The organism is Nocardia sp. CA-136227 (assembly GCF_050955695.1).
Classification (GTDB): Bacteria; Actinomycetota; Actinomycetes; order Mycobacteriales; family Mycobacteriaceae; genus Nocardia.
The window spans coordinates 3,704,608-3,730,539 of record NZ_CP192081.1; the positions used below are offsets into that span (position 1 = coordinate 3,704,608).

The window sequence follows — 25,932 nt, forward strand, 5'->3', positions numbered from 1 at the left end:
ATAGCAGCCGGGCCCCGCAAATACAGTTACTGTTGTGGCGTGGCCGCAATAGTTTGGCTGGTCGCGGGCATCCTGCTCGCGGCGGCCGAGATGCTCACGGGCACTCTTGTGCTGATCATGCTGGGGGTCGCCGCACTCATCACCGCGGGCGTGAACGCGCTCACGGGGGCCCCGGTGCTGGTGGACGCGGTCGTGTTCGGTGTCACCTCGATCGCGCTGCTGGCGCTGGTGCGCCCATTCCTGTTGCGGCGCTACGCGACTCCGCCACCGCATCAGACGGGGGTGGACGCTTTGCCGGGTAAGACCGCCAAGGTGCTCGAAACGGTCGACGAGCACGGTGGTCGCGTGAAGCTCGGCGGAGAGGTGTGGAGTGCGCGCCCGTACGACGCCTCGGAGACCTATCCCGTCGGTTCGACCGTGTACGTCATGAGGATCGACGGCGCGCACGCCGTCGTCATGAAAGGGCAGTGATGGCTGTACTGATAGTCGCCGTCGTACTCATACTTCTGGTCGTAGTGGTGGTCTTCAAGTCGGTGGCGCTGGTGCCGCAGGCGGAGGCCGCCGTGATCGAGCGGCTGGGCCGCTATTCGCGGACCGTGTCCGGGCAGCTGACCTTCCTGGTGCCGTTCGCGGACCGGGTGCGCGCGAAGGTGGACCTACGCGAGCGGGTGGTGTCCTTCCCGCCGCAGCCGGTCATCACCAAGGACAACCTGACCGTGCAGATCGACTCGGTGGTGTATTTCCAGGTCACCAGCCCGCAGGCCGCCGTCTACGAGATCTCCAATTACATTGCCGCCGTTGAACAGTTGACGATCACCACGCTGCGCAACGTGGTCGGCGGCATGACCCTCGAGGAAACCCTCACCTCTCGCGATCAGATCAACGGTGAACTGCGCGGCGTCCTCGACGAGGCCACCGGCCGCTGGGGCCTGCGGGTGTCGCGCGTGGAACTGAAGGCGATCGATCCGCCGCCGTCGATTCAGGAATCGATGGAGAAGCAGATGAAGGCCGACCGCGAGAAGCGCGCCATCATCCTCACCGCCGAAGGCCAGCGTGAGGCGTCGATCAAGACGGCCGAGGGCCAGAAGCAGGCGCAGATCCTCGCGGCCGAGGGCTCCAAGCAGGGAATGATCCTGACTGCCGAGGGTGAGCGGCAGTCCCGCATCCTGCGCGCCCAGGGTGAGCGAGCGGCCGCGTATCTCCAGGCGCAGGGCCAGGCCAAGGCCATCGAGAAGGTGTTCGCCGCCATCAAGAACGGCAAGCCCACCCCCGAGCTGCTGGCCTACCAGTACATGCAGACCCTGCCGCAGGTCGCCAAGGGTGACGCCAACAAGGTGTGGCTGGTGCCGAGCGACTTCGGCAAGGCCCTCGAAGGGTTCGCGCGCGGCTTCGGCAAGCAGGGTGAGGACGGCGTCTTCCGCTACGAGCCGGCCCCTGACGGCGCGGAATCCTCGACCGAGGACGACTCCGACGAGGTCGCAGACTGGTTCGATACGGCCACCGACCCGGCCACCCAGCAGGCCGTGCGCGCCGCGGAGGCCGACGCCCGCACCCCGGTCGAGCCGATGAGTCTGCCGCCGACGGTCGCGCCGCAGCAGCTGCCGCACACCCAGCGTCCGACTCCGCCCGTGCAGCCGCAGTACCGGCCGGAACCGCCGGACCAGCGCTGGCAGAACCCGCCGCAGCCGCCGCGCCCGCAGGGTCACTGACGGATTTCCCGATCGCGACATCGAGTGAGGCCCTCCCGGCAGTGCCGGGAGGGCCTCGTCGTCGGTAGCGGTCAGTTCGTGGAACCGTCGAACCGTTCGCCCGAGATCGAGCGCGACGGCTCGCCGTCGACGCCCACCGGCACCTCACCCTCGAGGGTGGTGCGGTACAGCACCCGCGTCACGTCGAGATGGTCGAGGTCGCTGGGCGCGAGATGCGCGGTGGCGCGGTTGTCCCAGAACGCGACACTGTCCTTCTCCCACCGGAATCGGACCGTGTACGCGGGGTCGGCGATCTCGGCGTACAGCAGCTCGAGCAGCGCGTCACTCTGCCGCGGGCTCAGGCCGACGATGCGAGTCGTGAAGCCGGGGTTCACGAACAGCACGCGTTCCCCGGTCACCGGGTGCACGCGGACCACCGGATGCTCGGTGACCAGCGGCGCCGCCGCGACGCGCTTGGCGTAGTCGCTGTCGGCGTCCCACACGGGCAGTTTGCCGCCGAACCGGTGTTCGGCGCGCAGCCCGTCGAGCAGCGTCTTTAGCGAATCCGGCAGTCCCGCATAGGCGGCCGCCAGATTGGTCCACTGGGTGTCGCCGCCGCGCTCGGGCGCGATGTCGGCCCGCAGCAGGGAGGCGGCGGGCGGGTTGATCAGCGGCGAGATGTCGGTATGCCACTGGTTGGTGTAGCTGAATTTCTTCTTCCCGAAACGCTTTTCGTAGAGCCGGCTGTCGACGGCGAGGATCTCGGGGTGCTCGGTGGGCGCGTCGTCGTCGTAGGGGTGCGAGGGCGTGACCGCGCCGAAGCGGCGGGAGAAGGCGATCTGCTCGGCGTGCCCGATGCGCTGATCGCGGAAGAACAGCACCTTGTATTCGTGCAGTGCCGCGGTGAGGACCGCGATCTGCTCGTCGGTGAAGTCGTCGCGCAGGTCGATGCCGCTGATCTCGGCGCCGATGTGCCCGGCGACGGGAGTGATCTGGAAGGTGCCGACGGGGTGCTCGGTGACGGTGGTCATGAGGGTTTCCTTTCGAGGGTCAGGCGGTGGCCTGGGTGCGGACGGGAGTGAACTGGCTTTCCACCGGGGCGAGGCCGTAGTGGCCGCGCAGCGTGGTGGCGGTGTACTCGGTGCGGAACAGGCCGCGCTGCTGCAGGATCGGTACGACCTGGTCGACGAAGTCCTCGAGCCCGCCGGGCAGGTACGGCGGCATGATGTTGAAGCCGTCGGCCGCGCCCTGCTCGAACCAGGTCTGTAGGTCGTCGGCGATCTGTTCGGGGGTGCCGGCGAGGGTGCGGTGGCCGCGGCCGCCGCCGAGCTTGCCGATGAGCTGGCGCACGGTCAGCTCCTCCTTCTCGGCGAGCTCCTTGACGAGGGTGAATCTGCTCTTGCCGCCTTCGATCTCGCTTTCCGGGGGCAGCGGCGGGAGCGGCGCGTCGAGGGCGTGTTCGGTGAGGTCGACGCCGAGCAGCGTCGACAGCTGCCGCAGGGCGTAGTCGGGGGAGATGAGGTCGGTGAATTCCTGTTCCAGCGCCCGCGCTTCGGCCTCGGTGCCGGCGATGAACGGCACCAGGCCGGGCAGTACCTTCAGGTCGTCGGCGGACCGTCCGTACTTGGGCAGGCGGGCCTTTAGGTCCCGGTAGAACGCCTGGCCTTCGGCGAGTGTGCGCTGAGCGGTGAACACGGCCTCGGCGTGGCGGGCCGCGAATTCCTTTCCGCTCTCCGAGGATCCGGCCTGCACGAGCAGCGGCCGCCCCTGCGGGCTGCGCGGGGAGTTCAGCGGCCCGCGGACCCGGAATCGCTCGCCGCGGTAGTCGAGGGTGTGCACCTTGTCCGGGTCGGCGAATACGCCGGTCTCGGGGTCGAGCACGACGGCGTCGGATTCCCAGCTGTCCCACAGCTGCACGGCCAGATCGACGAACTCCTCGGCCCGCTCGTAGCGGCGGGCGTGTTCGGGGATGGCGTCGAAGCCGAAGTTGAACGCCTCGTCCTCGCTGCCGGAGGTGACGATGTTCCACCCCGCGCGCCCGCCGCTGATGTGGTCCAGGGACGCGAATTTGCGGGCCAGATTGAAGGGTTCGTTGTAGCTGGTCGAGGCGGTGGCGATGAGGCCCACGTGTTCGGTGGCGGTGGCGATGGCCGCGAGCAGGGTGACCGGTTCGAAGACCGCCAGGGCGTTGCGCTTGATGCGCGGTCCGGCCGCGAGCCCGTCGGCGAAGAACACCGAGTCGAGCCTGCCGCGTTCGGCGATGCGGCCGAGCTCCTGGAAATGGCCGACCTCGAGCACCTGGTGTTCGCGGGTGCGGGGATGCCGCCAGGCGGCCTCGTGGTGGCCGACGCCCATGAGGAAGGCGTTGAGATGGAAAGTCTTGCGGGGGTTGGACATAGGGGAGTGATCCTTCGATGGTGTCAGGGGTGGCGGCGGCTAGCGGTGCGTGCGCCAGCGGGAGAGCCGCCGCTCGATGGCCACGAGCACACCGTTGTAGGTGAGCCCGACCACGGCGATGGCGACGATCCCGGCGTACATGTCCGGAATCTGGAAGTTCTGCTGCGCGGCGGTGATCAGGTACCCGAGCCCGGCGCGCGCCCCGAACATCTCCGCGGCGATGAGCACCAGGATCGAGCCCGAGGCTGCCATCCGGATACCGGTGAAGATGGACGGCACGGCCGCGGGCAGGATCACCTTCTGGAAGAGCCACAGCGGCGAGAAGCCGAGTGAGACGGCCGATTTCACGAGCAGCGGGTCCACCGTCCGCACGCCGCTGATGGTGTTGAGCAGGATCGGGAAGAACCCGGCGTACACCACCAGCGCGATCTTCGAGGTCTCACCGATGCCGAGAATCAGGATGAACACCGGCAGCAAGGCGAGGGCGGCGGTATTGCGGAACAGTTCCAGCACCGGGTTCAGGAATTCCGCGACCGGCCGGTACCAGGCGATCGCCACACCCACCGGAATCGCGGTCACGAGTGCGATGGCGAAGCCGATGAGCGAGCGGGTCAGGCTGGTGGACACGTGTTCCCAGAGCTGACCGTTGCGGATCAGCTCGAGCCCGGCCCCGACCACTGTGGAGAACGGCGGCAGGAAGATCTCGTCCACGAGGCCCAGCCGCGGTGCGGCCTCCCACACCGCGAGGAACGCCGCGATCACCACGGCCGGTTTGCCGATCCGCCAGCCGATGCGGGCGATCGTGGGCAGAACCGAGGCGGCCCGTTTCGGCCGCGGCGTCGCGCGATCGGCGGTGCGGGACGGGATCTCGACGGGTGCGTCGACCAGTTGCACAGCGCTAGACATGGGAATTCCTCCGATCGGCGGTGAGCGCGGCCTGCTCCAGGTCCTGGGCCCGCGCGACCTCGTCGTGCAGCAGCGACCACACGTGGTGGCGCAGTTCGCGGAACCGTTCACTGGACCGCACATCCGGGTCGGCTGCCCGGTCCAGGTCGATATCGACCACGGCCTTGATCCGCCCGGGCCGCGAGGTCAGTACGGCGACGCGCTGCCCGAGGTAGACGGCTTCATCGATGCCGTGGGTGATGAACAGCACCGTCTTGCCGGTGGCCCGCCAGATCCGTAACAGCTCGTCCTGCAACGACTCCCGGGTCTGGGCGTCGAGCGCGGCGAACGGCTCGTCCATCAGCAGCACTTCCGGATCGAAGGCCAGGCTGCGGGCGATGGCGACACGCTGCTTCATGCCGCCGGACAATTCGTGCGGGTACCGGTTGCCGAATCCGGCCAGTCCGACCAGTTCCAGATAGTGTTCGGCGATTCCCTTGCGGGCGCGGCGGGGAATGCCCTTGGCCTCCAACCCGAATTCGATATTGGCCCGGGCCGTGCGCCAGGGGAGCAGCGCGTACTGCTGGAACACGATGCCGCGATCGAGTCCTGGCCCGGTGACGGGTGCGCCGTCGAGCAGGATCTGCCCGGCGGTCGGCCGATCCAGCCCACCGAGCAGGTCCAGCAGGGTGGACTTGCCCGAACCGCTGGGCCCGACCAGGACCAGGAACTCACCGTCCCGGACATCGACGGAGATATCGGAGATCGCGGTGAGCGGTTCCTTTTCGCCCCGCACCGGGAATTCCTTCCGGACCCCCGACAGCGCGAGTTTGACCGCGGCGGTGCTCATTTCGCCACCGCCTCGCCGCTCGGGCCGCCGGTCGCCGGGTACTTCCCGTTGGCGTACGGATTGTCCTTGTTGGTGTAGAGGTCCTTGGCGGCGAGCTTGCCCGCGGGCAGTTCGCCATTGCGGACCAGCCAGTCGATCCAGATCTGCAGCTCCCGTTCGGCGACCACGCCGCCGGGGACCGGGACGCCCGAGCTCTTGTAGTACTGCAGCAGCGAGGTGTTCTCGTTGCGCCCGCGCTTGTGGATGATGTCGGCAAACTTGGCCACCACCTCGTCGCGCGGTGTCACCTGCAGCCAGCGGGTGGCGCGCGCGGTGCCCTGCACGAAGTCGGCCACCGCGTCGGCGTGCGACTTCAGATAGTCGTTGCGGAAGACATAGGTGCCGTAATCGAATTGGCCGAACAGATCCTTGTCGGTGTAGAGCGGATGGATCCCGCCGCGCCCGATGGCGGTGTCGCGGAAGACGCCGCCGAGCGCGGCCACGTCGATCTGCCCGTTGCGCAGCGCGTCCTCGGTATTGGCGGGCGGCAGCACGACGAGCTGCACCTGCTTGATCTCGGCGTCGCTGAGCCCTTGATCGTGCAGCCACTGACGGGTGATGAATTCGTGGTGCGCGCCCAGGGTGTTGACGCCGACCTTCTTGCCGATGAGGTCGCGCGCCGAGGTGATGCGGGAATCGTCGCGCACGAAGTAGCCGGTGAAGTTCAGTTCGTCGGCACCGTAGGAGCTGAGCACGGAGGTGACGGGCGCGCCGCCCGCGATGAGCTTGATGACCGCGCCGTTGAAGGCGCTGCCGAATTCGACCTGTTTGGTGGCGGCGGCCTGGATATTGGCCGGGCCGGAGGTGGTGTCGCCCTCCCAGTGCAGGTCGATCTTGGTGAAGTAGCCGAGGTCGGCCGCGAGCTCGAAGGCCGTGACCTGGCCGGTGCTGCCCTGATAGCGGACGACGGTCTTACCGTCGGCGGTCGTGCCCGCGTCGGTCTTGGCGCAGCCGGTGAGCAGGACCGCCGCGCTGGTGACCGCGATCGCGGCGGCGACCGAGCGTCGCACCCGCGCGGGGCGGAGAGAGAAGGCCATGGGGATGTCTTTCGGTGAATGTGTCCGTCGCGGAATGGGTTTCGTGGCGGGGACGACAACAGAGCCGCATGGGGATTCCTCTTCGGGGGGTGGGGACGGTCGATCGGAGTGCTCACATGCTGCGATGGCCGGGAGGCCCCGGCAACCGCCATTTCACGATGTGGAAATCAGCGTGAGCGAAACTCGGCGGCGGAAAGCATTGTGTCGCCGGTGTTTTGGAACAACGGCGCGATCCGCCCGGCCGCGATGCGCATGGCGGGGACGACGGCACGGATCAGCTCGCCATCCAAGCGCGCCGAACGGGCCTGCACCGCCAGCGCGCCCCGCACCTGCCGGTGCGGTCCGACGATGGGCACCGCGAGCGCGCGGATCGGATCCTCGGTCTCGATGAGCTCGCTGGCGAACCCCCGGTGCCGGACCCGGTCGAGGTCGACATCGGCCGCGGCCCGGCCGGCGGAGTAGGCGAGCAACGCGTGGCCCGTCGCGCTGGCGTGCAGCGACTGCCGGGCGCGCGGCACCTGATGGTGGCAGAAGTGCACGGGCGGGCGGGCCTGGAACACCGTGACCGCGTCGTCGGCCTCGGGCACGCTCACGCTGACGGTGATGCGGATGCCCGCTGCCAGCGCGTACAGGTGCGGCGCGATCGAGTCCAGGCCCAGGCGGGCCAGCGCGGGCCGGGCCAGCGTGGCCAGCCCCTGTCCGACCCGATACCGGTCGGTGGCCGGGTCCTGCTCGAGCAGCCCGCCCCGGACCAGCGCCTGGGCCAGCCGGTGCGTGGTGCTGACCGGCAGCGCGGCCCGCTGGGCCAGTTCGCTCAGCGACAGCTCGGGATCGTCGCCCTCGAGGCAGTTCAGGACGTGGATCGCGCGGTCGACAGCGCGGGCTCCGGACCGGGGTTCATCGATGGCGGCCATGGTTCCTCCTGGGGGACCCGAAACGACGTTCCAGGCACTATCCCTAGTGCTCTGACCTGGGGCAACGGTTGCGCGCAGCACGATCCGAGCCGGTCACGCCGCGTTTTCGCGCGCGAATCGTTCTGTGTCGCGTTTGTATTACGCGATGGGGGTCACCTTTTATGCGTGACCTCGCTCACAAATTCGTGCCTGAATTCCAGAAATGTCATTCTCCGACTCTCCGCGTCGAACTGCGTAAACCACATAAAGTGCCGTCGCAATCGTTTCGTCAACTGCTCGTGATCGATACGTGATTTGCGGAGATCTTTCCGTTACCGTCGCTAGCGGCTCGGAGAAACCCGGGCTCCAGCTCGAATCGACGAACACCGGCAACTCCGTCCCGCGATTCGAGAGCAACCGATACCCCTGGGGACGGGGACCCGCAGCGAGCAGCACGGGCCGGTGGGAGCGGGGCAAGGAAACAAACTTATGCATCGCAACCGGAAGCTCACCACCCGCACTCGTATCGCCGCCGCCACCGCGGCCGTGGGCGCGCTCGTGTCCGTCCCGTTCGCGCTGTCGACGGCGACCGCCTCGGCCGCCTCGGGCAACTGGGACGCTGTCGCGCAGTGCGAGAGCAGCGGCAACTGGGGCGCCAACACCGGCAACGGTTTCTACGGCGGCCTGCAGTTCACCCAGAGCACCTGGAACGCCTACGGTGGCGCGGGCAGTGCCGCCAACGCCAGCCGTGAAGAGCAGATCCGCGTCGCGGAGAACGTGCTCGCCGGCCAGGGCCGGGGCGCCTGGCCCGTGTGCGGCGCCTACCTGTAATAGGCGTTCCGCTCAGCCGGAATTCACAATGGCCCGTGCCGCAACGATGCGGCACGGGCCATTGTCGTATTCCATGCGATCACGCGTGGGCTTCGTAGATCGCCTGCGCCAATTCGATCTCGAGAGCCTGGAATTCGGGCGTCGCGGTGACAGCTAACTCTCGGGTACCGCCCGTGTCGTCGCCGGGCAGGGTGATGGCCCGGTCCACGATGACGCGCCCCGGCCGGGCGCTCATGACCAGGACCCGGGTGGACAGGAATACCGCTTCCTCCACCGAATGGGTCACGAACACAATGGTTTTCCCGGCCTCGCGCCACAGTCGCAGCAACTCCACCTGCAACCGCTCGCGGGTCAGTTGATCCAGCGCGCCGAACGGCTCGTCCATGAGGATGATGCGCGGATCGTTGGCCAGCACCCGCGCGATCTGCGCCCGCTGCTGCATCCCGCCGGACAGCTCGTAGGGCCGCTTGCCGCCGACGTCGCCGAGCCCGACCAGCGCGAGCAGCCGGTCCGCCGCGACCCGCCGCGCCTTCTTGTCCACGCCTCGACACTTCGGGCCGAACTCGACATTGCCACGGACGGTCAGCCACGGGTACAGGGTGGGCGATTGGAAGACGACCCCGCGTTCGGGGCTCGGCCCGTCGACGCGGTCCTGGCCGACCAGCAGGGTGCCGGTGCTGGGTTCGAGGAACCCGCCGAGCAGTTGCAACAGCGTGGTCTTGCCGCATCCGGACGGCCCGACGACGCTCACGAACTCGCCGGGCTCGATGACCAGATCGGTGGGGGACAGCGCGACGGTGCTGCCGGTCGGGGTGTCATAGGTCTTGGAGACCTCCGTCAGCACCACCCGGTCGCGCTGGTCGACCACGGCGGTCATTTCGCGCTGACCTTGGTGGCCGCCCCCGCGTAGACCGCCCCGGCGTACGCCTCCGGCGCCGCCAGGCCCTGGATCTCGCCCTGGCTCAACAGGAAGTCGGCCGATGCCTTCAGATCCGCGCCCAGCTGCTTGCCCAGGTAGGCCGGACCGGCCTGGGCCGCGGCGTCGAGGTAGCCGTACTCGCCGAGCTGCTTGCGGATGTCGGCGACCGGAACGCCGAGCTGCGCGGCGATCCGGGTGGCGGCGCTGTCGGGCGCGGTGTTGATGAGGGTGACCGCCCAGTTCTGCGCCGCGGTCCACACTTCCAGGAAGCGCGGGTTGGCCGTCACGAACTCGGTGCGCGCGCCCGCCAGGTCATAGGTGGGTTTCCCGGCCTTGGCGGTCTCGGCGGCGGTGGTGACCACGTGCCCGTTCTTCACCAGCTCCGACAGCGTCGGCTCCCAGATGAACGCCGCGTCGATATCGCCGCCCCGCCAGGCCGCGGCGATGGCATCGGGCTGCATGTTCACCAGCGTCACGTCGCGCTCGACCCCGGCGGCGGTGAGCGCCGCGAGCAGGCTGTAGTGCGAGGTGCTGGCAAACGGCACCGCGACCTTCTTCCCGCGCAGGCCCGCCACCGAGGTGATGGCCGGGTCCTTCACGACGAGCGATTCGGCCGCGCCGATCACGTCGTGGATCCACACCGCCTTCATGCCGATGTTCAGCGGCGCGGACAGGGCACGGGCGGCGGCCGCGCTGCCGAGCAGACCCAGATCCAGGGAGTTCGACCCGAACGCCTGGATCACGGTCGCGCCGGAGGCGAACTTGCTCCACGTGATGGTCGCCTTGGGCAGGCAGGTCTCGAGCAGTCCCGCGTCCTTCACGATCAGGTCCCCGTTGGGGATCTCCTGATAGCCGAGTCGCACCGTGCCGGTGAAAGTTTCGTCCACCGCCACCGGGCACGCCACCTGCTCCCCGCCGCCGCGGGACTGATCGGTGCGCCCGGACTGGACGCACGCGGTCAGGGACGCGGTGAGCAGCCCGGCGACCGCCAGGGCCGCGGCTGCGCGTACTGAACGGGCAACGCGTTTCATGCTTGGCCTTTCCACGGCACGACCAGCGCGCCAATCCAACTAATAACCGCGTCGAGCGTGAGCGCGGTGAGACCGATGACGATGATGCAGGCCATGGTCAGCGCGGTATTGAGCTGCTGCCCGGCCAGGAAGGCGAGCCCGCCGATACCGGGGATGCCGTTGTTCAGCTCCGCCGCGACCACGGTGGTCCAAGCGAATCCGACCGCGACCCGGATCCCGCCGATGACCTCGGGCAGGGTGGCGGGCAGCAGCACCCGGGTGACGACCTGCAACCGGTCGGCCCCCAGCGAGCGGGCGGCATTGATCCGGTCGGCCGAAACCTGGTGCACGCCCGCCATGGTCGCGATCACGATGGGCGGGAAGGCGGCCAGGAACAACAACCAGATCTTGGAGGTATCGCCGATGCCGAACCAGACGATGAGCAGCCCGATGTAGCCCAGCGGCGGCAGCGTCCGCACGAAGTTGAGGTAGGGCCCGACGATGGTCGCCGGCGTCCGGGAGGTGCCGAGCGCGAAACCGGCTATCGGACCGAGGATCACGGCCGCGCCCGCACCCGCGGCGATGCGTTGCAGGCTCGCCAGCAGGTGTTCCCACAGGAAGTAGTTCTGCTCGCCGGGCACCTCGCGCGGGACGCCGGGCGCGAGCTGATGCCAGCTGTTGGCGCGCACGAAGGCGTCCCACACGGCCTGCGGACCCGGCAGGAACTGCGGGTCGACGAGTTTCACGGCGGCGACGGCCCACCACAGGGCCAGGAATCCGGCCAGCGATGCCGCGCGCACGGCAAGGCCGCGAATCGGTCCGGCGGGCAGGGCGATTCGGGCCCGGTCGGCGGGGGTGGTCGTGGATCGGGTCGCGCCGATACTGATCATGCGGGTGTTCCGGGCACGTGGTGGGGACTCACGTGGGTGTGCCTCTCTGTCCGACGGGTGGGCCTGCGGCGCCGGTGCGAGACCGAAACCGTCCGGCCCGATCCTGTCGGGGCGGCAGCGCGCCGAACAGGGCCAGGATCAGCGTGATTCTGAAACCGGGTCCGCCAGCGGCCGGGTGGGGACCGTCGCGGTGAGCCGGGTGCCGGTGCCGGGGCGGGCGTCGACGCGCAAGCTGCCGCCGATGACCGCGAGCCGGTCGCGCATGTTCGTCAGCCCGGTGCCGTCGGTGGCGCGATCGGGGTCGAACCCGCCGCCCGTATCGGTGACGGTGACCACCAGCCCGGCGTCACCCTGGTGGGCGGCGATGGTGACGGTGGCGGTGGGCCCGCCGTGTTTGGCGCTGTTCTGCAACGCTTCCAGGCAGCAGTAGTAGAGGGCTGTTTCGATGTCCGGCCGATACCGCCCGATCCGGTCGGCACGCACCCGTACGGGAATGGGGGAGCGGGCGGCCGCGGCGGGCAGCGCGCCCGGCAGGCCTTCACGGGCCAGCAGCGGCGGGTAGATGCCCTGGGCGAGGCGGCGGATCTCGGCGATCGCGGTTTGCAGCAGTTCGCCTGCCTCTCCGATCAATTCGACGCCCGCGGCCGGATCGGCGGCCACGGTCTCGCGGGCCAGCTGCAGCGTGATCGCCACCGCGACCAGCTGTTGCTGCGCCCCGTCGTGCAGATCCTGTTCCAGCCGCCGCCGTTCGGCGTCGGTGGCCGCCACCAGGCGCGCGCGTGAGGAGGTGAGCTGGTCGGCGCGTTCGGCGAGCAGCCGCTGGGAGGAGCGCAGCGCGTCGGCATTGCGGCGCGCGATCACCGCCATATCGCCCATGGTGGCCGCGGTGTGCCAGACCACCAGCAGGATCGGCGCGGTCACGGCCGGAAACCCGATGGTGGCAAAGTATTCGGCGACCATCGGCGCGACGACCGAGGCGACCACCGGCAGCGCCAGCGCCGCGCACCCGAAGGTGGTGGCCAGGGTCGCGAGGCAGTACAGCAGCAGACGGCGGCGCTGCACGTACGGGATCGCGCTGATGGCCGGGATGATCGCGGCGACCACGTGCAGGTGCAGGGTGAACGGCGACAGCCACGACGCGGCCAGCGCTCCGGTCCAGATACATACGGAGAACGTGGCGATGGCCGCTTCGAACGCGCCCCGCGCGGCGATCCGCAGCGCCACCACGAAGACCGCGCATTCGACGGCCAGCAGCGCCAGCATCGCGAACACCCAGATCGTCGGCCGCCCGATCGCCACGGCCACGGTCAGTCCCATGAGCACGCCGTTCGCGATCAGCAGCGCGAAGATGAGCTGCCGCAACCGGATCCGGGCCAGGACGTCGGTGCCGTCGGAGTCCACCCCGCTCCCGGCGTTCAGCCCGCCGGTGTCGAGGGTGGCGTGAGCCCGCTCCAGATGCTGCGCAACAACTGCGGGCTCAGCGTCTCCTTGTGTACGTAACCTGCTGCGCCGCACCGGTATACCTCGTGGGGGAGATCGGATGTGTCGTAGGTCGACATGAGCAGCACCGCCACGCCGGGATGCGCCCGCCGCAGCCGCCGGGTGGCCTCGATGCCGCCCATGCCCGGCATGTGGATGTCCATCAGCACCAGTCCGGCGCCCGCGCCGCGGGTCAGTTCGAGGGCCGCTTCGCCGCTGTCGGCCTCGCCCGCCAGCACGAATCCGGCGCTCGCGGCCACCATCGCCGCGGCCGCGCGCCGGAAGGTGGGCCCGTCGTCGACGATCCACACCCGCACCTGCTCGGTCATGTGCGCCCCATGCCTGTCATGGTGCGACGCGGGGCGGGCCTCGGGAAAGGGTGCACACACCCCTACCCGGAGTGCGCCGCCAGATACAGCAGCACCGCGGTGACCCGCTGGTCCAGGGTGGGATCGGAAGTGAGGCCGAACTTGGCGAAGATCGAGTTGATGTGCTTCTCGACCGCGCGTTGTGACAGCGAAAGACGTTGTGCTACCACCCGATTGCTACCGCCGCCCGCGATCTCGGCGAGCACCTGCTTTTCCCGGGCGGTGAGGCGTCCGACCAGTTCGTCTTCGCGGCGGCGCGAAAGCAGCGTCTCCACGATCACCGGGTCCAGCATGGAGCCGCCGCCCGCGACCACGTGCACCGCGCTGAGCAGCTGGTCGAAATGCGCGATGTGCTCCTTGAGCAGGTATCCGCGCCCGGCGGACCCGCCGTCGAGCAGTCCGGTCGCGTACCGGGGTTCGGCGTAGTGGGACAGGGCGATGACGCCGGTGCGCCGCCCGGTGGCGCGTAGCTGCCGGGCCAGTCGGATGCCTTCGTCGGTCCCGGTGGGCGGCATGCGGATATCGGTGATCAGGACGTCGGGTTCGTGCCGGTGCACCAGTGCGGTGGTGGCGTCGAAATCGGTGGCGGTGCCGACCACCTCGATGCTGTCGTCGGTGGCCAGTACCCGCAGTACCCCGTCGCGGATCAGCATCGAATCCTCGGCCACGACGACCGTGACCGCTGTACTACTCACGGTATCCAAGGATCCTCCGGCCGTCGCCCCCGTGCACGGGTACCGCGCTACCCGATCACGCCGCCGCGGATCCGGATGCGCCAATCCCGGTGTGCCCCTTGCCCGTGAGGGGGTGCAGGCACCACGTTGATCAGTGGTATCGGCAGGCTGCCCGGGGCAGGCGCGGCGGCCGACCATGGAAGACGCGAGGGCGGTGGGGAGGAGGGGACCTCACCGTCCTCGCGCGGATCACGCGGGTGGCCGGTGGACTGTGAGCAGGTGGGGGCAGGTTGGTAGCGTGGTCGCAGGAAAACGATCGGTTGATCGGATATGTGCTGAGCCTGGAGGAGAGTGTCGTGACGGCCGTACGGCGGACTCAGGCCCAGCGGCGCGCCGAGACGCGAGAGGCGCTGATCGAGGCCACCATTCGGGCGATCGTCGAGAAGGGCTACTCCAAGCTCACGGTCAACGAGGTGTGCCGGCGTGCCGGCGTCTCGCACGGTGGACTGTTCGGCCGCTTCGACTCGCTGTTCGACCTGGTGGCCGCCGCCGCGGCCGAGGTCGGTCGCCGCCAGATCGAGCGTTTCGGCGCGAACGTGGCAGAGCTGCCCGACCCGCGCGACGTCGACGCGGTGCTGGCGATCTGGCTCGACGCCGCCCGCGACCCCATCAATACGGTGTGGCTGGAGCTGACCATCGCGGCCCGCACCGATGAGCAACTGCGCGAACACCTCTCGGCGGTCCGCGACGAGTACGCCGCGGCCCTGCTCTCCGGCGGTGGCCTGCCCGCCACCCGTGGACTCACCCCCGAACAGAACCTGGCCCTGGGCTCGATCGTGGTGTTCTGCTTCGACGGCTTCGCCATCCACACCGGCACCTTCCCTCAGCCGGAACTGGACGCCACGCGGCTGGCCGCCCTGACCACCATGGTCCGCCAGTACCTGGACACCCACCTCGTATCCGACCGGGCCGCAGCGCGAGACTGACCGGCCTCCGGGTCACCGACCCGCGTCGGCCGTGTCGAAATCAATATATCGAGTGGGTGCAATATTTCTTAGGTCGGGTCCACCTGACCGACCGTCATGCGAGCGTCCACGACCAGGCCGATCACGCCCACCGCCAGGCATGCGACAGTGACGATGATCTGCGCGGGGGAGGTCCGATTGGTGAGCGCGTCACCGAGCAGCACGGTCCCCACCGTGCCCGGGATGATGCCGAGGAAGGTGGCCGCCAGGTACGGCGTGAACCGGATGGAAGACAGTGCCGCGCAATAGTTCACGATCGAGAACGGCGCGAAGGCGATGAGCCGCAACGATCCGATCGCCAGCCAGCCCCGCCGCGCGAGCCGCGCGTCCACCGCCCGCACCGTCGGATGGGTGAGCCGGGCTCGGACTCGCTCGTGATCGAGCGCGCGCACCAGCCACAGTGCCAGCACCGCGCTCACCGTGGTGGCGGTGATGGCGAGTGTCAGCCCCTCCGTCGACCCGAACAGCATGCCCGCGCTGAGTGTGAAAATCGTTCGGGGAAACGGCGCTACGCACACCAGTGTGTGCACCGCGAAGAACACCAGCGGCAGCATCGGCCCGACCGAATCGGCCCACTGCCGGATCTGCTGGGGTGCCGGATGCGGCGCGAAGGCCGCGAGCGTGAAGAGTAGTCCGCAGCCGATCAGCAAGGCCAGGGTGCGGGGTTGGCGCAGGCGGTTGAGCAGCCCGGATACGCGCTCGAGCGGGGAGCTCACGGTTGTTGGCACCGCGCCAGGTTACCCGCTGGTAGCGAGACTCCGGAGACGGCAATTACCGGGGTGCCGCTAGCATCAGGGGAAAGACGAGGAATGCTCGTTAACCAAAGTGACCGTTGATCTGCGCGAATGCCGGCCCAACGGGCACCGCGGTCAGGGAGTGGAAGAAGGAACAGCAGCTATGCCGATTGCTTCCGACTCGGACACCGATCCGGTGCCCGAGTATGCCGCCTGGCGCAAGGGTGTCGCCGGGGTGCTGGCGAAGGCCCGCAGGGTGGATGCGAGCGAACTGCCGGACGAGCCGGAGCAGCTGCTCGCGGTCACGACCTATGACGGTCTGACGGTCAACCCGCTCTACACGCGCCGTGACGAACTGCCCGAGCAGCCGCTGCCCGGGCAGTTCCCCTACGTGCGCGGTGGCGACGCCACCCGCGACGTGCACCGCGGCTGGTTCGTGAGCCAGAAGTTCGCCGGTAAGGACGCCAAGGCCGTCAACGCCGACATCCTGTTCGCGCTCGACAACGGCGTGAGCGCCGTGCAGCTGGGCGTCGCCGAGCGGGGCGTCCCGGTCGAGGGCCTGGCCACCGCGCTGCGGGGCCTGCTGTTCGAGCTGGCCCCGCTCACCCTGGACGCCGGTCCGGCCGCCAATGAGGCCGCCGCCCAGCTGTTCTCGGTGCTCGACGCCTACGCCGCGGCCAACGCGACCACGGTCCCGAACCGCGCCGACATCCGCGTCTCGCTGGGCGCGACCCCGCTGACGAGCCTGTTCGCGGGCACCTCCGCCATCGACCTGGACGGCGCGGTCGCGCTGGCCCAGCAGGCGGTGGCCCGCCCGGAGACCATCCGCGCGATCACCGTGTGCGGCGTGGCCTTCCACAACGCGGGCGCCTCCGACGCGCAGGAGCTGGGCGCGGCCGTGGCCGCCGGCCTGGAGTACCTGCGCTCGCTCACCGACGCGGGCGCCGACATCGTGGATGCGCTGGGGCAGCTGGAGTTCCGTTTCGCCGCCACCGACGACCAGTTCGAGACGGTCGCGAAGTTCCGTGCCGCCCGCAAGCTGTGGGCCCGCGTGGCCCACGTCTGCGGCGCTCCGTCCGCCGGCAACGCGCCGCAGCAGGCCGTGACCTCCGCGGCCATGATGAGCCAGCGCGACCCGTGGGTGAACATGCTGCGCACCACGCTCGCCGCGTTCGGCGCGGGCGTCGGCGGCGCCGACATCGTCACCGTGCTGCCCTTCGACGCCGCCCTGCCCGCCGGGGAACTCGAGGTGTCGCAGGCGTTCTCCGAGCGCATGGCCCGCAACACCCAGCTGCTGCTGCTCGAGGAATCCCACCTCGGCCACGTGCAGGACCCGGGTGCGGGCTCCTGGTACGTGGAGTCGCTCACCGATGAGCTCGCCGCCAAGGCGTGGGAGTTCATGCAGGAGATCGAGGCCGCCGGCGGCTACCTGGCCGCGCTGCAGGCGGGTCTGCTCGCCGAGCGCATCGGCGAGACCAAGGCCCGGCGCGATTCCGATGTGGCGCACCGCAAGACGGCCGTCACCGGTGTCAACGAGTTCCCGAACCTGGGCGAGAAGCCGCTGTCGGAGGCCGCGCGCGCCGACGAGACCGCCCGCTACGGCGCCGCCTTCGAGGCGCTGCGCAACCGCTCCGACGTCTACCTGGCCGCCAACGGCGACCGCCCGCGGGTGCGCCTGGTTCCGCTGGGCCCGGTGTCGGAGAACAATGTTCGTGTCACCTTCTCCACCAACCTGCTGGCCTCCGGCGGCATCGAGGCGGTCACCGAGGCCGGTCCGTCGATCGCGGTGCTGTGCGGGTCGGACAAGCGGTACGGCACCGACGCCGCCGCGGCGGTGGAGGAATTGCGGGCGGCCGGTGTCACCACCGTGCTGCTGGCCGGACCCGAGAAGGCGGTCGCGGACCTGACCGGCGCCCAGCGCCCCGACGGTTTCGTGACCGCGCGCATGGATGCGGTGGCGGCTCTGTCCGGTCTGCTGGAGAAGCTGGGAGCGTAGAGATGAGCGATATCAAGCACCGGATCGGCAATTTCGCCGAAGTACCGCTGGCCGAGGGCGACACCGCCCCCGCAGAGGTCAGCGCCGCGCAGGTCGAGGAGTTCGTCAAGACCGCCGCGACCGCCAATCACTATGCGCCCGAACAACTGACCTGGTCGACCCCCGAGGGCATCGACGTGCCGCCGGTGTTCACCAAGGCCGACCGCGACGCCATCGTGGCCGAGGGCTACCCCCTCGACAGCGTGCCCGGCATCGCGCCGTTCCTGCGCGGTCCCTACCCGACCATGTACGTGAACCAGCCGTGGACCATCCGCCAGTACGCGGGCTTCTCCACCGCCGCGGACTCCAACGCCTTCTACCGCCGCAACCTGCAGTCGGGTCAGAAGGGCCTGTCGGTCGCCTTCGACCTGGCGACCCACCGCGGCTACGACTCGGACCACCCGCGCGTCACCGGTGACGTCGGTATGGCCGGTGTCGCCATCGACTCCATCCTCGACATGCGGGAACTGTTCGATCAGATTCCGCTGGACCAGGTTTCGGTGTCGATGACCATGAACGGCGCGGTGCTGCCGATCCTGGCGCTCTACGTCGTCGCCGCCGAGGAGCAGGGCGTCGCGCCCGAGCAGCTGGCCGGAACCATTCAGAACGACATTCTGAAAGAGTTCATGGTCCGCAACACCTACATCTACCCGCCCAAGCCCTCGATGCGGATCATCTCCGACATCTTCGCCTACACCTCCGCGAAGATGCCGAAGTTCAACTCGATCTCCATCTCCGGCTACCACATCCAGGAAGCCGGCGCGACCGCCGACCTGGAGCTGGCCTACACCCTCGCCGACGGCGTGGAGTACATCAAGGCCGGTCTGGACGCGGGCATGGAGGTCGACAAGTTCGCGCCGCGCCTGTCGTTCTTCTGGGCCATCGGCATGAACTTCTTCATGGAGGTCGCGAAACTCCGTGCGGGCCGCCTGCTCTGGAACGAGCTGGTCGCCAAGTTCGAGCCGAAGAACTCCAAGTCGCTCGCGCTGCGCACCCACTCGCAGACCTCGGGCTGGTCGCTGACCGCGCAGGACGTGTTCAACAATGTCGCGCGCACCTGCGTGGAGGCCATGGCCGCCACCCAGGGCCACACCCAGTCGCTGCACACCAACGCGCTCGACGAGGCGCTGGCCCTGCCGACGGACTTCTCCGCCCGCATCGCCCGCAACACCCAGCTGCTCATCCAGCAGGAGTCCAACACCACCCGTCCGGCCGACCCGTGGGGCGGCTCGTACTACGTGGAGTGGCTGACCCACCAGCTGGCCGAGCGCGCCCGCGCCCACATCGCCGAGATCGAGGCGCACGGCGGTATGGCGCAGGCGATTTCGGAGGGCATCCCGAAGCTGCGCATCGAGGAGGCCGCGGCTCGTACGCAGGCCCGCATCGACACCGGCCAGCAGCCGGTGATCGGCGTCAACAAGTACCTGGTCGAGGAAGACACCCCGATTGAGGTCCTCAAGGTCGAGAACTCGCGCGTGCGCGCCGAGCAGAACGCCAAGCTGGAAAAGCTGCGCGCCGAACGTGATTCGGCTGCGGTCGAGCAGGCGCTGGCCGAGCTCACCCGCGCGGCCGCCTCGACCGAGGGCGGCATGGAGAACAACCTGATGGCCCTGGCCATCGCGGCGGCCCGCGCCAAGGCCACCGTCGGTGAGATCTCCGATGCCCTGGAGAAGGTCTACGGCCGCCACCAGGCCGAAATCCGTACGCTCTCCGGCGTCTACCGGGAGGAGGCGGGCAAGGTGACCAATATCAGCAAGGCCATCGAACTGGTCGAGGAGTTCGCCGAAGCCGAGGGCCGTCGCCCCCGCATCCTGATCGCCAAGATGGGTCAGGACGGCCACGACCGCGGCCAGAAGGTGATCGCGACCGCCTTCGCCGACCTCGGCATGGACGTCGACGTGGGCCCGCTGTTCCAGACCCCCGAGGAGGTGGCGCAGCAGGCGGCCGACAATGACGTGCACGTCGTCGGCGTCTCGTCGCTGGCCGCGGGCCACCTCACGCTGGTGCCCGCCCTGCGGCAGGCACTGGCCGATGTCGGCCGGCCCGACATCATGGTCACCGTCGGCGGTGTCATCCCGCCCGGTGACTACGACGAGCTGTACGCCGCCGGCGCCGCGGGCATCTTCGGCCCCGGCACCATCATCGCCGACGCCGCGATCGACCTGATCGGCAAGCTGGCCGCACAGCTGGGCCACGAGATCGGCAGCGGCGCAACGGAATGAGCGACGCCGCACGCGCGACCGGGGGTGGCGAGAACCACCCCCGGCTCGGCACCACCGCCGGTGTCGGGGTCCCCGGACCCGGCCCCGGCGTCCGGCCCGCCACCCCCGTGGCGCGCCGGGTGATCGACGTCGACCAGCTGGCCGCGCAGGTGCGGGCGGGGGAGCGGGCCGGCCTGGCCCGCGCCATCACCCTCGTCGAATCCACCCGGGGCGACCATCGGGAACTGGCTCAGCAGCTGCTGCTGAAGCTGACCCCCGACGCGGGCAAGGCGCTGTCCAATCGCGTGGGCATCACCGGCGTTCCCGGTGTCGGCAAGTCGACCTTCATCGACGCGCTCGGCATGTACCTGATCGGCCAGGGCCATCGGGTGGCGGTGCTGGCCGTCGACCCGTCCTCGACCCTGACCGGCGGCTCGATCCTGGGCGACAAGACCCGCATGGAACGGCTGTCGGTGCAGCGCGACGCGTTCATCCGGCCCTCGCCGACCGCGGGCACCCTCGGCGGCGTCGCCAAGGCGACCCGCGAGACCATCGTGCTGCTCGAGGCGGCGGGCTACGACGTGATCCTGGTGGAGACCGTCGGCGTCGGCCAGTCCGAGGTCACCGTCGCCAATATGGTCGACGTCTTCTGCTTCCTCACCCTGGCCCGCACCGGCGACCAGCTGCAGGGCATCAAGAAGGGCGTGCTCGAACTCGCCGACCTGGTGGCCGTGAACAAGGCCGACGGCCGCCACGAGCTCGAGGCCAAGGCCGCCGCCCGCGAACTGCAGGGCGCCATGCGGCTCGTGCACCCGCGCGAATCGCTGTGGCGGCCACCGGTTCTCACCATGTCCGGCCTCAACGGCACCGGCCTGGACACGTTCTGGGACGCCGTGCTCACCCACCGCCGGGTGCTCACCGAGGCGGGGGAGTTCGCCGAGAAGCGCCGCCGCCAGCAGGTCGACTGGACCTGGACCATGGTGCACGACAACCTGCTGCGCCGCCTGTCCGACAGCCCGGCCGTCAAGGCCCTGAAGGCCCCGGTGGAGAAGCAGATTCGCGACGGCTCCCTCACCCCGGCGCTGGCCGCCGAGGAGATCCTGCGGGCCTTCGACGAACGGCCCTGATCGCCATGACCATCCGGATCCGCCCCGGTCTCGCCTCCGACGCGGACGCGGTCGCCACGCTGCACACCGCCAGCTGGCGCACCGCATACGTCGGGATCATGCCCGGGGCGTATCTGGACGGGGCGCTGGCCGCTGACCACAAGGCCATGTGGCTGTCCCGGCTGACCGCCGAGGTCGCGCCCGGCAGCCTCTTCGTCGCCGAATCCGGTTCGGAACTGCTGGGATTCATCTATCTGGCGCTGCAACCGGACGGTCGCGTCCTGATCGACAATCTGCATGTCGGCCCGGCCCTCAAGCGCGGCGGCATCGGGACGCGGCTGCTGCGTCACGGATTCGAGTGGGCCGCCGCCGAATTCCCCGGCCACCCGGTGTATCTGGAAGTGCTGGAAGACAATACGGCCGCCATCGCGTTCTACGAACGCCATGGCGGCCGGGCCGGTATGCCTCGCACCTATCGCTTCCCGCAGGGCTTCGAGGTTCAGGACCTCGAAATCACCTGGCCTGTCACGCCCGCCGGCTAGACCCCGAGGGCGTCGGCGATCAGCGGCCAGGAATCGTGCACGTCATCCTGCCAATACGGCCAGGCGTGCGTGCCGTTCCGGTAGGCGACCTGTGCCGGAATCCCCAGTTCCCCGAGCCGGGTGACCAGTGAGTCCGTGCAGCCGCGGACCACCGTCTCCATGACCCCGCCCACCGCCATGCGATCGGTCAGCGTGGCCACGTTCCCGGCGATGCTCGGATCCGCGAGGGAATCGTGCACGCCTGGCGCGCCATTGCCCGCCGAGACGTAGAGCGCCACCCCGCGCAGCCGGTCGGCGTTGATCACGGGGTCGTGGGCGTCCCAGGCCGGATTGTTGTCAGGCCCCCACATATTGAAGGCATTGGCCCGGAACAGCCCGAGCTCGGACCGCACGAAATTGCGCGCCACCGCGTCGGTGGTGCGCGGACAGCCGCTGTAGGCCCCGACGGCCTGGTACATGCCGGGCGCCTCGATGGCGAGATTCAGCGCCGAGGTCGCGGACATGGACGCGCCCGCGATCGCGTTGCGCCCGGTCATCTGGAAGCGGGACTCCAGTAGCGGCGGCAGTTCGTGGATCAGGAAGGTGGACCACTTGTTGCGGCCCAGCGTCGGATCGTCGGAGATCCAGTCGGTGTAGAAGCTGGCGCGCCCGCCGATCGGGGTGATGACGTTGACCGGCTTGTCCGAGAAGAATTCGGCGACATCGGTGCGATTGGACCAGGGGCCGCCGGATTCCCCGCCGTCGACCGCGTTCAACAGATACAGCGCCGGTGCCGGGGCATCGGGGTGCGACACCCAGACCGGGATATTGCGTCCCATGGCCGCGGAGTAGACGGTCACCTCGTACTGGCGTCCGCCGAGCGGCCGCACGTCCACGATGCCGGAACCTCCGCCGGGGTCGGCGTGCGCCGACGCTGGCATCAGGGCGGCAAATATGGCGATCAGGGCAACGAGGGAACGCGTCAGCCGATGCATGACAGTGAGTATCCCGCCGCTGACCTCGATTTTTTGACATCAGCACGCGTGTTCTCCGCGGACGGTTTCGCGGCGGGCGGAAACGGGTACCGGACGGGCGGTCCGACAGCCGCATACGTGCAGCTATCGGACCGCGTCGAGGACGTCAGATCATCATGCGCAGCGGGCCCTCGGGCTCCAGGCCCATCGTGGTCAGCGCCGTCGAGTGGTAGATCGATCCGGGCGTGTGGATGGCGTGCTGCAACCCCACGTGCGCGTCGCGCCAGAACCGCTGCATGACGTTCTGCCGCCGCGCCGCGTTGCCGCCCGAGCGCGCGAAGATCTGGTCGACCGCCGCCACCGCCCGCCACGCACAGCGAACTTGATTGCGGCGCACCACGGATCGGTCCTCGAACGAGATGGGCTTACCGGCGTCGGCGAGATCGTAGAGGCGGCTGATGCCGTCGAGCAGCTGGCCGCGGGAGGCGGCGATGTCGGCGGCGGCCTCGGAGATGGCCGACAGCACGATCGGGTCGTCCTTGATCAGGGTGCCCGTGGCGGTGACGCGATTGCGCTGGTAGTCGAGGTGGGCCGCGAGCGCGCCCTCGGCGATCCCGATGACCGCGGCGGTGATGCCGAGGGGGAACATCGACCAGAACGGCAGTTTGTAGACGGTGTCGGTGCGGCCCGCGCGCTCAGCGGCCAGCTCGCCCTCGGCGACCGCCTCCATCTCGATGGTCCGGTAGGCCGGAATGAACGCGCCGTCGACGATGATGTCCTTGGACCCGGTGCCCTGCAGCCCGATGACGTCCCAGGAGTCGTCGACGATGGTGTAGTCCTTGCGCGGCAGCACCACGTGCAGCACGGACGGGGGCATCACCGGATTCCCCTCGGGGTCGGCGAGCAACGCGCCCAGGAAGATCCAGTCGCAGTGGTCGGTGCCGGAGGAGAAGGCCCAGCGCCCGTTCAGCGTGTAACCGCCGTCGGTCTGCTTCGCAACGCCCATCACCGCGTACGGCGAGGCGATCCAGGCTTCGGGGTTCTCGCCCCACACCTCGTCCTGCAGCCGGCGGTCCATCAGCGCCATTTCCCACGGGTGCGCGCCGACCACGCCGGTCACCCATCCGGTGGAGCCGCAGTGCTTGGACACGGCCATGACCGCCTCGGCGTAGTCGCGCGGGTGCGCGGCCAGGCCGCCGTACTCGGTCGGCTGCAGCATCCGCATGATGCCGGTCTGGCGGAGCAGCTTCACGCTCTCGTCGGAGAGCTTCCCCAGCCGCTCGGTTTCCGGGGCAGTCGCCGCGAGCTGTCCGGACAGCTCCTCGATCCGGCTCACTACCTCATGCGTCATTTGCAACTCCCCGCTGTTCGGCGTGCCTCTATTGGAACGCGTTCCAGGGCAACGTATCCCGAATGTCCGCGGTTTGCCGGACAAACCCGATAGCTATCGCCATGCATCGTCTCCGCGCCGCCGGTGTGACGGACCAGACCGACAGATAGATTGTGCACAATCTAATTGCTGGCTACCGTGTTGTACGTGACCGATGAGCAGGCACTGGAGAACCAGCTGTGCTTCGCGCTGTACGCGGCGTCGCGGGCGATGACCGGGCTGTACCGGTCCAAGCTCGACGCGCTCGGCATCACCTATCCGCAATATCTGGTCCTGGCCGCGCTCTGGCAGCGCGACGAACGAACTGTCGGCGATCTGTGCGCGGCACTGGACCTGGACTCGGGCACGCTCTCACCCCTGCTGAAACGCCTCGAAACGGCGGGCTTCGTGACCCGCCGCCGATCCACGACCGACGAACGTCGCGTCCGGATCAGCCTCACCGACCGCGGCCGCGACCTGCGCGCGGCCGCCTGCCACATCCCCGGACGAGCCGAGGAGATCTCCGGCATGTCCACCACCGAACTGGCCGACCTGCGGACGACCCTGCAACGGCTCACCGCGGCCCTGGCCGCCCACCCCCGATCGAAGGAGAACCCCTGATGAACGCTCCCATGCGCGCGGTGGTCATCGAAGCATTCGGCGAGCCGAAGGACGTGCTGACCACGTCCGAACGGCCGGTGCCCGAACCCGGCCCGGGCGAGGTGCGCATCGCGACCACCCTGGCCCCGATCCACAATCACGACCTGGCCATCATTCGCGGCATCTACGGCTACCGGCCGGAGCTGCCCGCCGTCCCCGGCACCGAGGCCGTCGGCCGCGTCGACGCCCTCGGCGAGGGTGTCACCGGCCTGGAAGCCGGTCAGCGCGTGACGGTCTCGGGTGCGCAGGGCGCATGGGCGGAGTACTTCGTCGCCAAGGCGGGCGGGGTGGTGCCCGTGCCGGACTCGGTGTCCGACGCGACCGCGAGCCAGCTGCTGGCCATGCCGCTGAGCGCGCTCATGCTGCTCGAGGACCTGAATGTCGAACCCGGGCAATGGATCACGATCAATGCCGCCAACGGTGCGGTCGGTCGCCTGCTGAACCTGATGGCCCGGGCCCGCGGCGTGCGGGTGCTCAATCTGGTGCGCAGCGAGTCCGCGGCGAAGTCCTTGCGGGAGCTGGGTTTCGAACCGGTACTCGACACCGAGTCCGCGGACTGGGTCGAGCGGGCCGCCGAGGTCACCGGCGGTGAGCCGATCGTGCGCGCGGTCGACCAGGTAAGCGGCAAGGCCGCCGATGATCTGCTCACGGTGCTGGCTCCGCGCGGCGAGCTGATCACCTTCGGTGCGCTCTCCGGTCAGCCGCTGGTGCTCAACCCCGGCCCGATCATCTTCAAACAGGCCGTGGTGAAGGGCTTCTGGGGCTCCAAGCGGGCCGAGGAGATCGGCGGCGAGGAGCGCCGCCGCCTCATCACCGAACTGGTCACGCTGGCCGCGCAGGGCGTGCTGGATCTGCCCGTCGAGACCGCCTACCCGCTCGAGCAGGCCGCCGAGGCGGCCGCGGCCAGCGAACGGCCGGGCCGCAACGCCAAGATCGCGCTCAGCGTCTCCGGCGGCTAGCCGCTACCCGGCCAGCAACACCGCGGCCAGCGTGATCGCGCCCGGCACCGCCTGGGCGAACAGGATCCGCCGGCTCGCGGTGGCCGCGCCGTAGAGTCCGGCCACCACCACGCAGGCCGCGAAGAAGATCTTCGCGGCCTGCCCGACCGGATCGGACGCGATCAGGCCCCAGATCAGGCCCGCGGCCAGGAAACCGTTGTAGAGGCCCTGATTGGCGGCCAGCACCTTGGTCTCCTCGGCGAACTCGGCGGTGGTGCCGAAGCTCGCGCGAACCCGGGGCGTGGTCCACAGGAACATCTCCATGACCAGGATGTAGACGTGCAACGCGGCGAGCAATCCGACGAGGATTTCCGCGACCAACCGCATGACCGGCCCGCCTTTCTCGATA

At 69.3% G+C, this 25,932-nt stretch carries 26 protein-coding genes; 10 read left to right on the forward strand and 16 right to left on the reverse strand.

Translation table 11 applies throughout. The features are described 5' to 3' along the window. Nucleotides 1-39 precede the first annotated feature (39 nt). Nucleotides 40-471 carry an NfeD family protein gene (locus ACQP06_RS16950; RefSeq protein WP_357082268.1) on the forward strand — a complete coding sequence of 144 codons (432 nt, stop codon included), beginning with the start codon at nt 40-42 and terminating at the stop codon, nt 469-471. Next, nucleotides 471-1,709 carry an SPFH domain-containing protein gene (locus ACQP06_RS16955; RefSeq protein WP_433673083.1) on the forward strand — a complete coding sequence of 413 codons (1,239 nt, stop codon included), beginning with the start codon at nt 471-473 and terminating at the stop codon, nt 1,707-1,709. The genes ACQP06_RS16950 and ACQP06_RS16955 overlap by 1 nt, the downstream gene beginning before the upstream one ends. A gap of 71 nt (nt 1,710-1,780) precedes the next feature. Here ACQP06_RS16955 and ACQP06_RS16960 read toward each other — a convergent pair whose 3' ends face one another. The 6 genes from ACQP06_RS16960 to ACQP06_RS16985 form a co-directional block, all read right to left on the reverse strand. Then, a complete protein-coding gene (locus tag ACQP06_RS16960; protein ID WP_433673084.1) occupies nt 1,781-2,719 on the reverse strand; it encodes a TauD/TfdA dioxygenase family protein in 939 nt (312 codons plus the stop codon). Between the two features lie 19 nt (nt 2,720-2,738). Further along, on the reverse strand, nt 2,739-4,085 hold the full coding sequence (locus tag ACQP06_RS16965; RefSeq protein ID WP_433673085.1) for an LLM class flavin-dependent oxidoreductase: 1,347 nt from the start codon (nt 4,083-4,085) through the stop codon (nt 2,739-2,741). Nucleotides 4,086-4,124: 39 nt separating this feature from the next. Then, on the reverse strand, nt 4,125-4,991 hold the full coding sequence (locus tag ACQP06_RS16970) for an ABC transporter permease (protein ID WP_433673086.1): 867 nt from the start codon (nt 4,989-4,991) through the stop codon (nt 4,125-4,127). Then, the gene (locus ACQP06_RS16975; protein ID WP_433673087.1) at nt 4,984-5,820 is read right to left on the reverse strand and encodes an ABC transporter ATP-binding protein; all 837 of its coding nucleotides are present in this window, start codon (nt 5,818-5,820) and stop codon (nt 4,984-4,986) included. Before ACQP06_RS16975 ends, ACQP06_RS16970 begins: the two co-directional genes overlap by 8 nt. Next, nucleotides 5,817-6,896: an ABC transporter substrate-binding protein gene (locus tag ACQP06_RS16980; protein ID WP_433673088.1), complete on the reverse strand. Its 1,080-nt coding sequence runs from the start codon at nt 6,894-6,896 to the stop codon at nt 5,817-5,819. The genes ACQP06_RS16975 and ACQP06_RS16980 overlap by 4 nt, the downstream gene beginning before the upstream one ends. A 167-nt stretch (nt 6,897-7,063) precedes the next feature. Further along, nucleotides 7,064-7,810: an IclR family transcriptional regulator gene (locus ACQP06_RS16985; protein WP_433673089.1), complete on the reverse strand. Its 747-nt coding sequence runs from the start codon at nt 7,808-7,810 to the stop codon at nt 7,064-7,066. A gap of 468 nt (nt 7,811-8,278) precedes the next feature. Between ACQP06_RS16985 and ACQP06_RS16990 the strand changes: the two genes are divergently transcribed. Further along, on the forward strand, nt 8,279-8,620 hold the full coding sequence (locus ACQP06_RS16990; protein WP_433673090.1) for a transglycosylase family protein: 342 nt from the start codon (nt 8,279-8,281) through the stop codon (nt 8,618-8,620). A gap of 79 nt (nt 8,621-8,699) precedes the next feature. Here ACQP06_RS16990 and ACQP06_RS16995 read toward each other — a convergent pair whose 3' ends face one another. The 6 genes from ACQP06_RS16995 to ACQP06_RS17020 form a co-directional block, all read right to left on the reverse strand. After that, nucleotides 8,700-9,497 (reverse strand): ABC transporter ATP-binding protein, encoded by a 798-nt coding sequence (locus ACQP06_RS16995; protein ID WP_433673091.1) that lies wholly within the window; start codon nt 9,495-9,497, stop codon nt 8,700-8,702. Beyond that, entirely contained in the window at nt 9,494-10,570 is a 1,077-nt protein-coding gene (locus ACQP06_RS17000; RefSeq protein ID WP_433673092.1) for a taurine ABC transporter substrate-binding protein, read from the reverse strand. Before ACQP06_RS17000 ends, ACQP06_RS16995 begins: the two co-directional genes overlap by 4 nt. Continuing rightward, entirely contained in the window at nt 10,567-11,439 is an 873-nt protein-coding gene (locus tag ACQP06_RS17005; protein WP_433673093.1) for an ABC transporter permease, read from the reverse strand. The genes ACQP06_RS17000 and ACQP06_RS17005 overlap by 4 nt, the downstream gene beginning before the upstream one ends. A 138-nt stretch (nt 11,440-11,577) precedes the next feature. Beyond that, a complete protein-coding gene (locus tag ACQP06_RS17010; RefSeq protein WP_433673094.1) occupies nt 11,578-12,840 on the reverse strand; it encodes a sensor histidine kinase in 1,263 nt (420 codons plus the stop codon). Between the two features lie 14 nt (nt 12,841-12,854). Beyond that, a complete protein-coding gene (locus ACQP06_RS17015) occupies nt 12,855-13,247 on the reverse strand; it encodes a response regulator (protein WP_433673095.1) in 393 nt (130 codons plus the stop codon). 62 nt (nt 13,248-13,309) lie between these two features. Continuing rightward, the gene (locus ACQP06_RS17020) at nt 13,310-13,981 is read right to left on the reverse strand and encodes a response regulator transcription factor (protein ID WP_433673096.1); all 672 of its coding nucleotides are present in this window, start codon (nt 13,979-13,981) and stop codon (nt 13,310-13,312) included. Between the two features lie 335 nt (nt 13,982-14,316). Between ACQP06_RS17020 and ACQP06_RS17025 the strand changes: the two genes are divergently transcribed. Then, on the forward strand, nt 14,317-14,946 hold the full coding sequence (locus ACQP06_RS17025) for a TetR/AcrR family transcriptional regulator (protein ID WP_433673097.1): 630 nt from the start codon (nt 14,317-14,319) through the stop codon (nt 14,944-14,946). A 68-nt stretch (nt 14,947-15,014) separates the two neighbouring features. Here the strand turns inward: ACQP06_RS17025 and ACQP06_RS17030 are convergent, their stop codons facing one another. After that, nucleotides 15,015-15,713 carry a TVP38/TMEM64 family protein gene (locus ACQP06_RS17030; protein WP_433673098.1) on the reverse strand — a complete coding sequence of 233 codons (699 nt, stop codon included), beginning with the start codon at nt 15,711-15,713 and terminating at the stop codon, nt 15,015-15,017. 169 nt (nt 15,714-15,882) lie between these two features. Here ACQP06_RS17030 and ACQP06_RS17035 point away from each other — a divergent pair, with 169 nt between their 5' ends. From ACQP06_RS17035 to ACQP06_RS17050, 4 genes are all read left to right on the forward strand, one after another. Next, nucleotides 15,883-17,715, forward strand: coding sequence for a methylmalonyl-CoA mutase family protein (locus ACQP06_RS17035; RefSeq protein ID WP_433673099.1), 1,833 nt, complete (start codon nt 15,883-15,885; stop codon nt 17,713-17,715). Nucleotides 17,716-17,717: 2 nt separating this feature from the next. Then, nucleotides 17,718-19,976 (forward strand): methylmalonyl-CoA mutase, encoded by a 2,259-nt coding sequence (gene scpA, locus ACQP06_RS17040; protein ID WP_433673100.1) that lies wholly within the window; start codon nt 17,718-17,720, stop codon nt 19,974-19,976. Nucleotides 19,977-20,083: 107 nt separating this feature from the next. After that, a complete protein-coding gene (gene meaB, locus ACQP06_RS17045) occupies nt 20,084-21,082 on the forward strand; it encodes a methylmalonyl Co-A mutase-associated GTPase MeaB (protein ID WP_433673347.1) in 999 nt (332 codons plus the stop codon). 5 nt (nt 21,083-21,087) lie between these two features. Next, nucleotides 21,088-21,603, forward strand: a complete 516-nt coding sequence (locus ACQP06_RS17050; protein WP_433673101.1) for an N-acetyltransferase family protein — start codon at nt 21,088-21,090, stop codon at nt 21,601-21,603. Here the strand turns inward: ACQP06_RS17050 and ACQP06_RS17055 are convergent. Both ACQP06_RS17055 and ACQP06_RS17060 read right to left on the reverse strand, forming a co-directional pair. Continuing rightward, the gene (locus ACQP06_RS17055; protein ID WP_433673102.1) at nt 21,600-22,577 is read right to left on the reverse strand and encodes an alpha/beta hydrolase; all 978 of its coding nucleotides are present in this window, start codon (nt 22,575-22,577) and stop codon (nt 21,600-21,602) included. The genes ACQP06_RS17050 and ACQP06_RS17055 overlap by 4 nt on opposite strands. Before the next feature lie 145 nt (nt 22,578-22,722). Next, complete coding sequence (locus ACQP06_RS17060; protein ID WP_433673103.1) at nt 22,723-23,907, reverse strand: acyl-CoA dehydrogenase family protein; 1,185 nt, start codon at nt 23,905-23,907, stop codon at nt 22,723-22,725. Nucleotides 23,908-24,093: 186 nt separating this feature from the next. Between ACQP06_RS17060 and ACQP06_RS17065 the strand changes: the two genes are divergently transcribed. Together ACQP06_RS17065 and ACQP06_RS17070 are read left to right on the forward strand one after the other, a co-directional pair. Then, the gene (locus ACQP06_RS17065) at nt 24,094-24,546 is read left to right on the forward strand and encodes a MarR family winged helix-turn-helix transcriptional regulator (protein ID WP_433673104.1); all 453 of its coding nucleotides are present in this window, start codon (nt 24,094-24,096) and stop codon (nt 24,544-24,546) included. Further along, nucleotides 24,546-25,544: a zinc-binding dehydrogenase gene (locus ACQP06_RS17070; RefSeq protein WP_433673105.1), complete on the forward strand. Its 999-nt coding sequence runs from the start codon at nt 24,546-24,548 to the stop codon at nt 25,542-25,544. The genes ACQP06_RS17065 and ACQP06_RS17070 overlap by 1 nt, the downstream gene beginning before the upstream one ends. 3 nt (nt 25,545-25,547) lie before the next feature. Here ACQP06_RS17070 and ACQP06_RS17075 read toward each other — a convergent pair whose 3' ends face one another. Further along, nucleotides 25,548-25,910 (reverse strand): DUF1304 domain-containing protein, encoded by a 363-nt coding sequence (locus ACQP06_RS17075; protein ID WP_433673106.1) that lies wholly within the window; start codon nt 25,908-25,910, stop codon nt 25,548-25,550. Nucleotides 25,911-25,932 lie beyond the last annotated feature (22 nt).

Excerpts from the sequence above, each read along its gene's own strand:
- ACQP06_RS16955 (WP_433673083.1), top strand. The coding sequence starts at position 471 with ATGGCTGTACTGATAGTCGCCGTCGTACTCATACTTCTGGTCGTAGTG.
- ACQP06_RS16960 (WP_433673084.1), bottom strand. The coding sequence starts at position 2,719 with ATGACCACCGTCACCGAGCACCCCGTCGGCACCTTCCAGATCACTCCC.
- ACQP06_RS16965 (WP_433673085.1), bottom strand. The coding sequence starts at position 4,085 with ATGTCCAACCCCCGCAAGACTTTCCATCTCAACGCCTTCCTCATGGGC.
- ACQP06_RS16970 (WP_433673086.1), bottom strand. The coding sequence starts at position 4,991 with ATGTCTAGCGCTGTGCAACTGGTCGACGCACCCGTCGAGATCCCGTCC.
- ACQP06_RS16975 (WP_433673087.1), bottom strand. The coding sequence starts at position 5,820 with ATGAGCACCGCCGCGGTCAAACTCGCGCTGTCGGGGGTCCGGAAGGAA.
- ACQP06_RS16980 (WP_433673088.1), bottom strand. The coding sequence starts at position 6,896 with ATGGCCTTCTCTCTCCGCCCCGCGCGGGTGCGACGCTCGGTCGCCGCC.
- ACQP06_RS16985 (WP_433673089.1), bottom strand. The coding sequence starts at position 7,810 with ATGGCCGCCATCGATGAACCCCGGTCCGGAGCCCGCGCTGTCGACCGC.
- ACQP06_RS16990 (WP_433673090.1), top strand. The coding sequence starts at position 8,279 with ATGCATCGCAACCGGAAGCTCACCACCCGCACTCGTATCGCCGCCGCC.
- ACQP06_RS16995 (WP_433673091.1), bottom strand. The coding sequence starts at position 9,497 with ATGACCGCCGTGGTCGACCAGCGCGACCGGGTGGTGCTGACGGAGGTC.
- ACQP06_RS17000 (WP_433673092.1), bottom strand. The coding sequence starts at position 10,570 with ATGAAACGCGTTGCCCGTTCAGTACGCGCAGCCGCGGCCCTGGCGGTC.
- ACQP06_RS17005 (WP_433673093.1), bottom strand. The coding sequence starts at position 11,439 with ATGATCAGTATCGGCGCGACCCGATCCACGACCACCCCCGCCGACCGG.
- ACQP06_RS17015 (WP_433673095.1), bottom strand. The coding sequence starts at position 13,247 with ATGACCGAGCAGGTGCGGGTGTGGATCGTCGACGACGGGCCCACCTTC.
- ACQP06_RS17035 (WP_433673099.1), top strand. The coding sequence starts at position 15,883 with ATGCCGATTGCTTCCGACTCGGACACCGATCCGGTGCCCGAGTATGCC.
- scpA (WP_433673100.1), top strand. The coding sequence starts at position 17,718 with ATGAGCGATATCAAGCACCGGATCGGCAATTTCGCCGAAGTACCGCTG.
- ACQP06_RS17050 (WP_433673101.1), top strand. The coding sequence starts at position 21,088 with ATGACCATCCGGATCCGCCCCGGTCTCGCCTCCGACGCGGACGCGGTC.
- ACQP06_RS17055 (WP_433673102.1), bottom strand. The coding sequence starts at position 22,577 with ATGCATCGGCTGACGCGTTCCCTCGTTGCCCTGATCGCCATATTTGCC.
- ACQP06_RS17060 (WP_433673103.1), bottom strand. The coding sequence starts at position 23,907 with ATGACGCATGAGGTAGTGAGCCGGATCGAGGAGCTGTCCGGACAGCTC.
- ACQP06_RS17070 (WP_433673105.1), top strand. The coding sequence starts at position 24,546 with ATGAACGCTCCCATGCGCGCGGTGGTCATCGAAGCATTCGGCGAGCCG.
- ACQP06_RS17075 (WP_433673106.1), bottom strand. The coding sequence starts at position 25,910 with ATGCGGTTGGTCGCGGAAATCCTCGTCGGATTGCTCGCCGCGTTGCAC.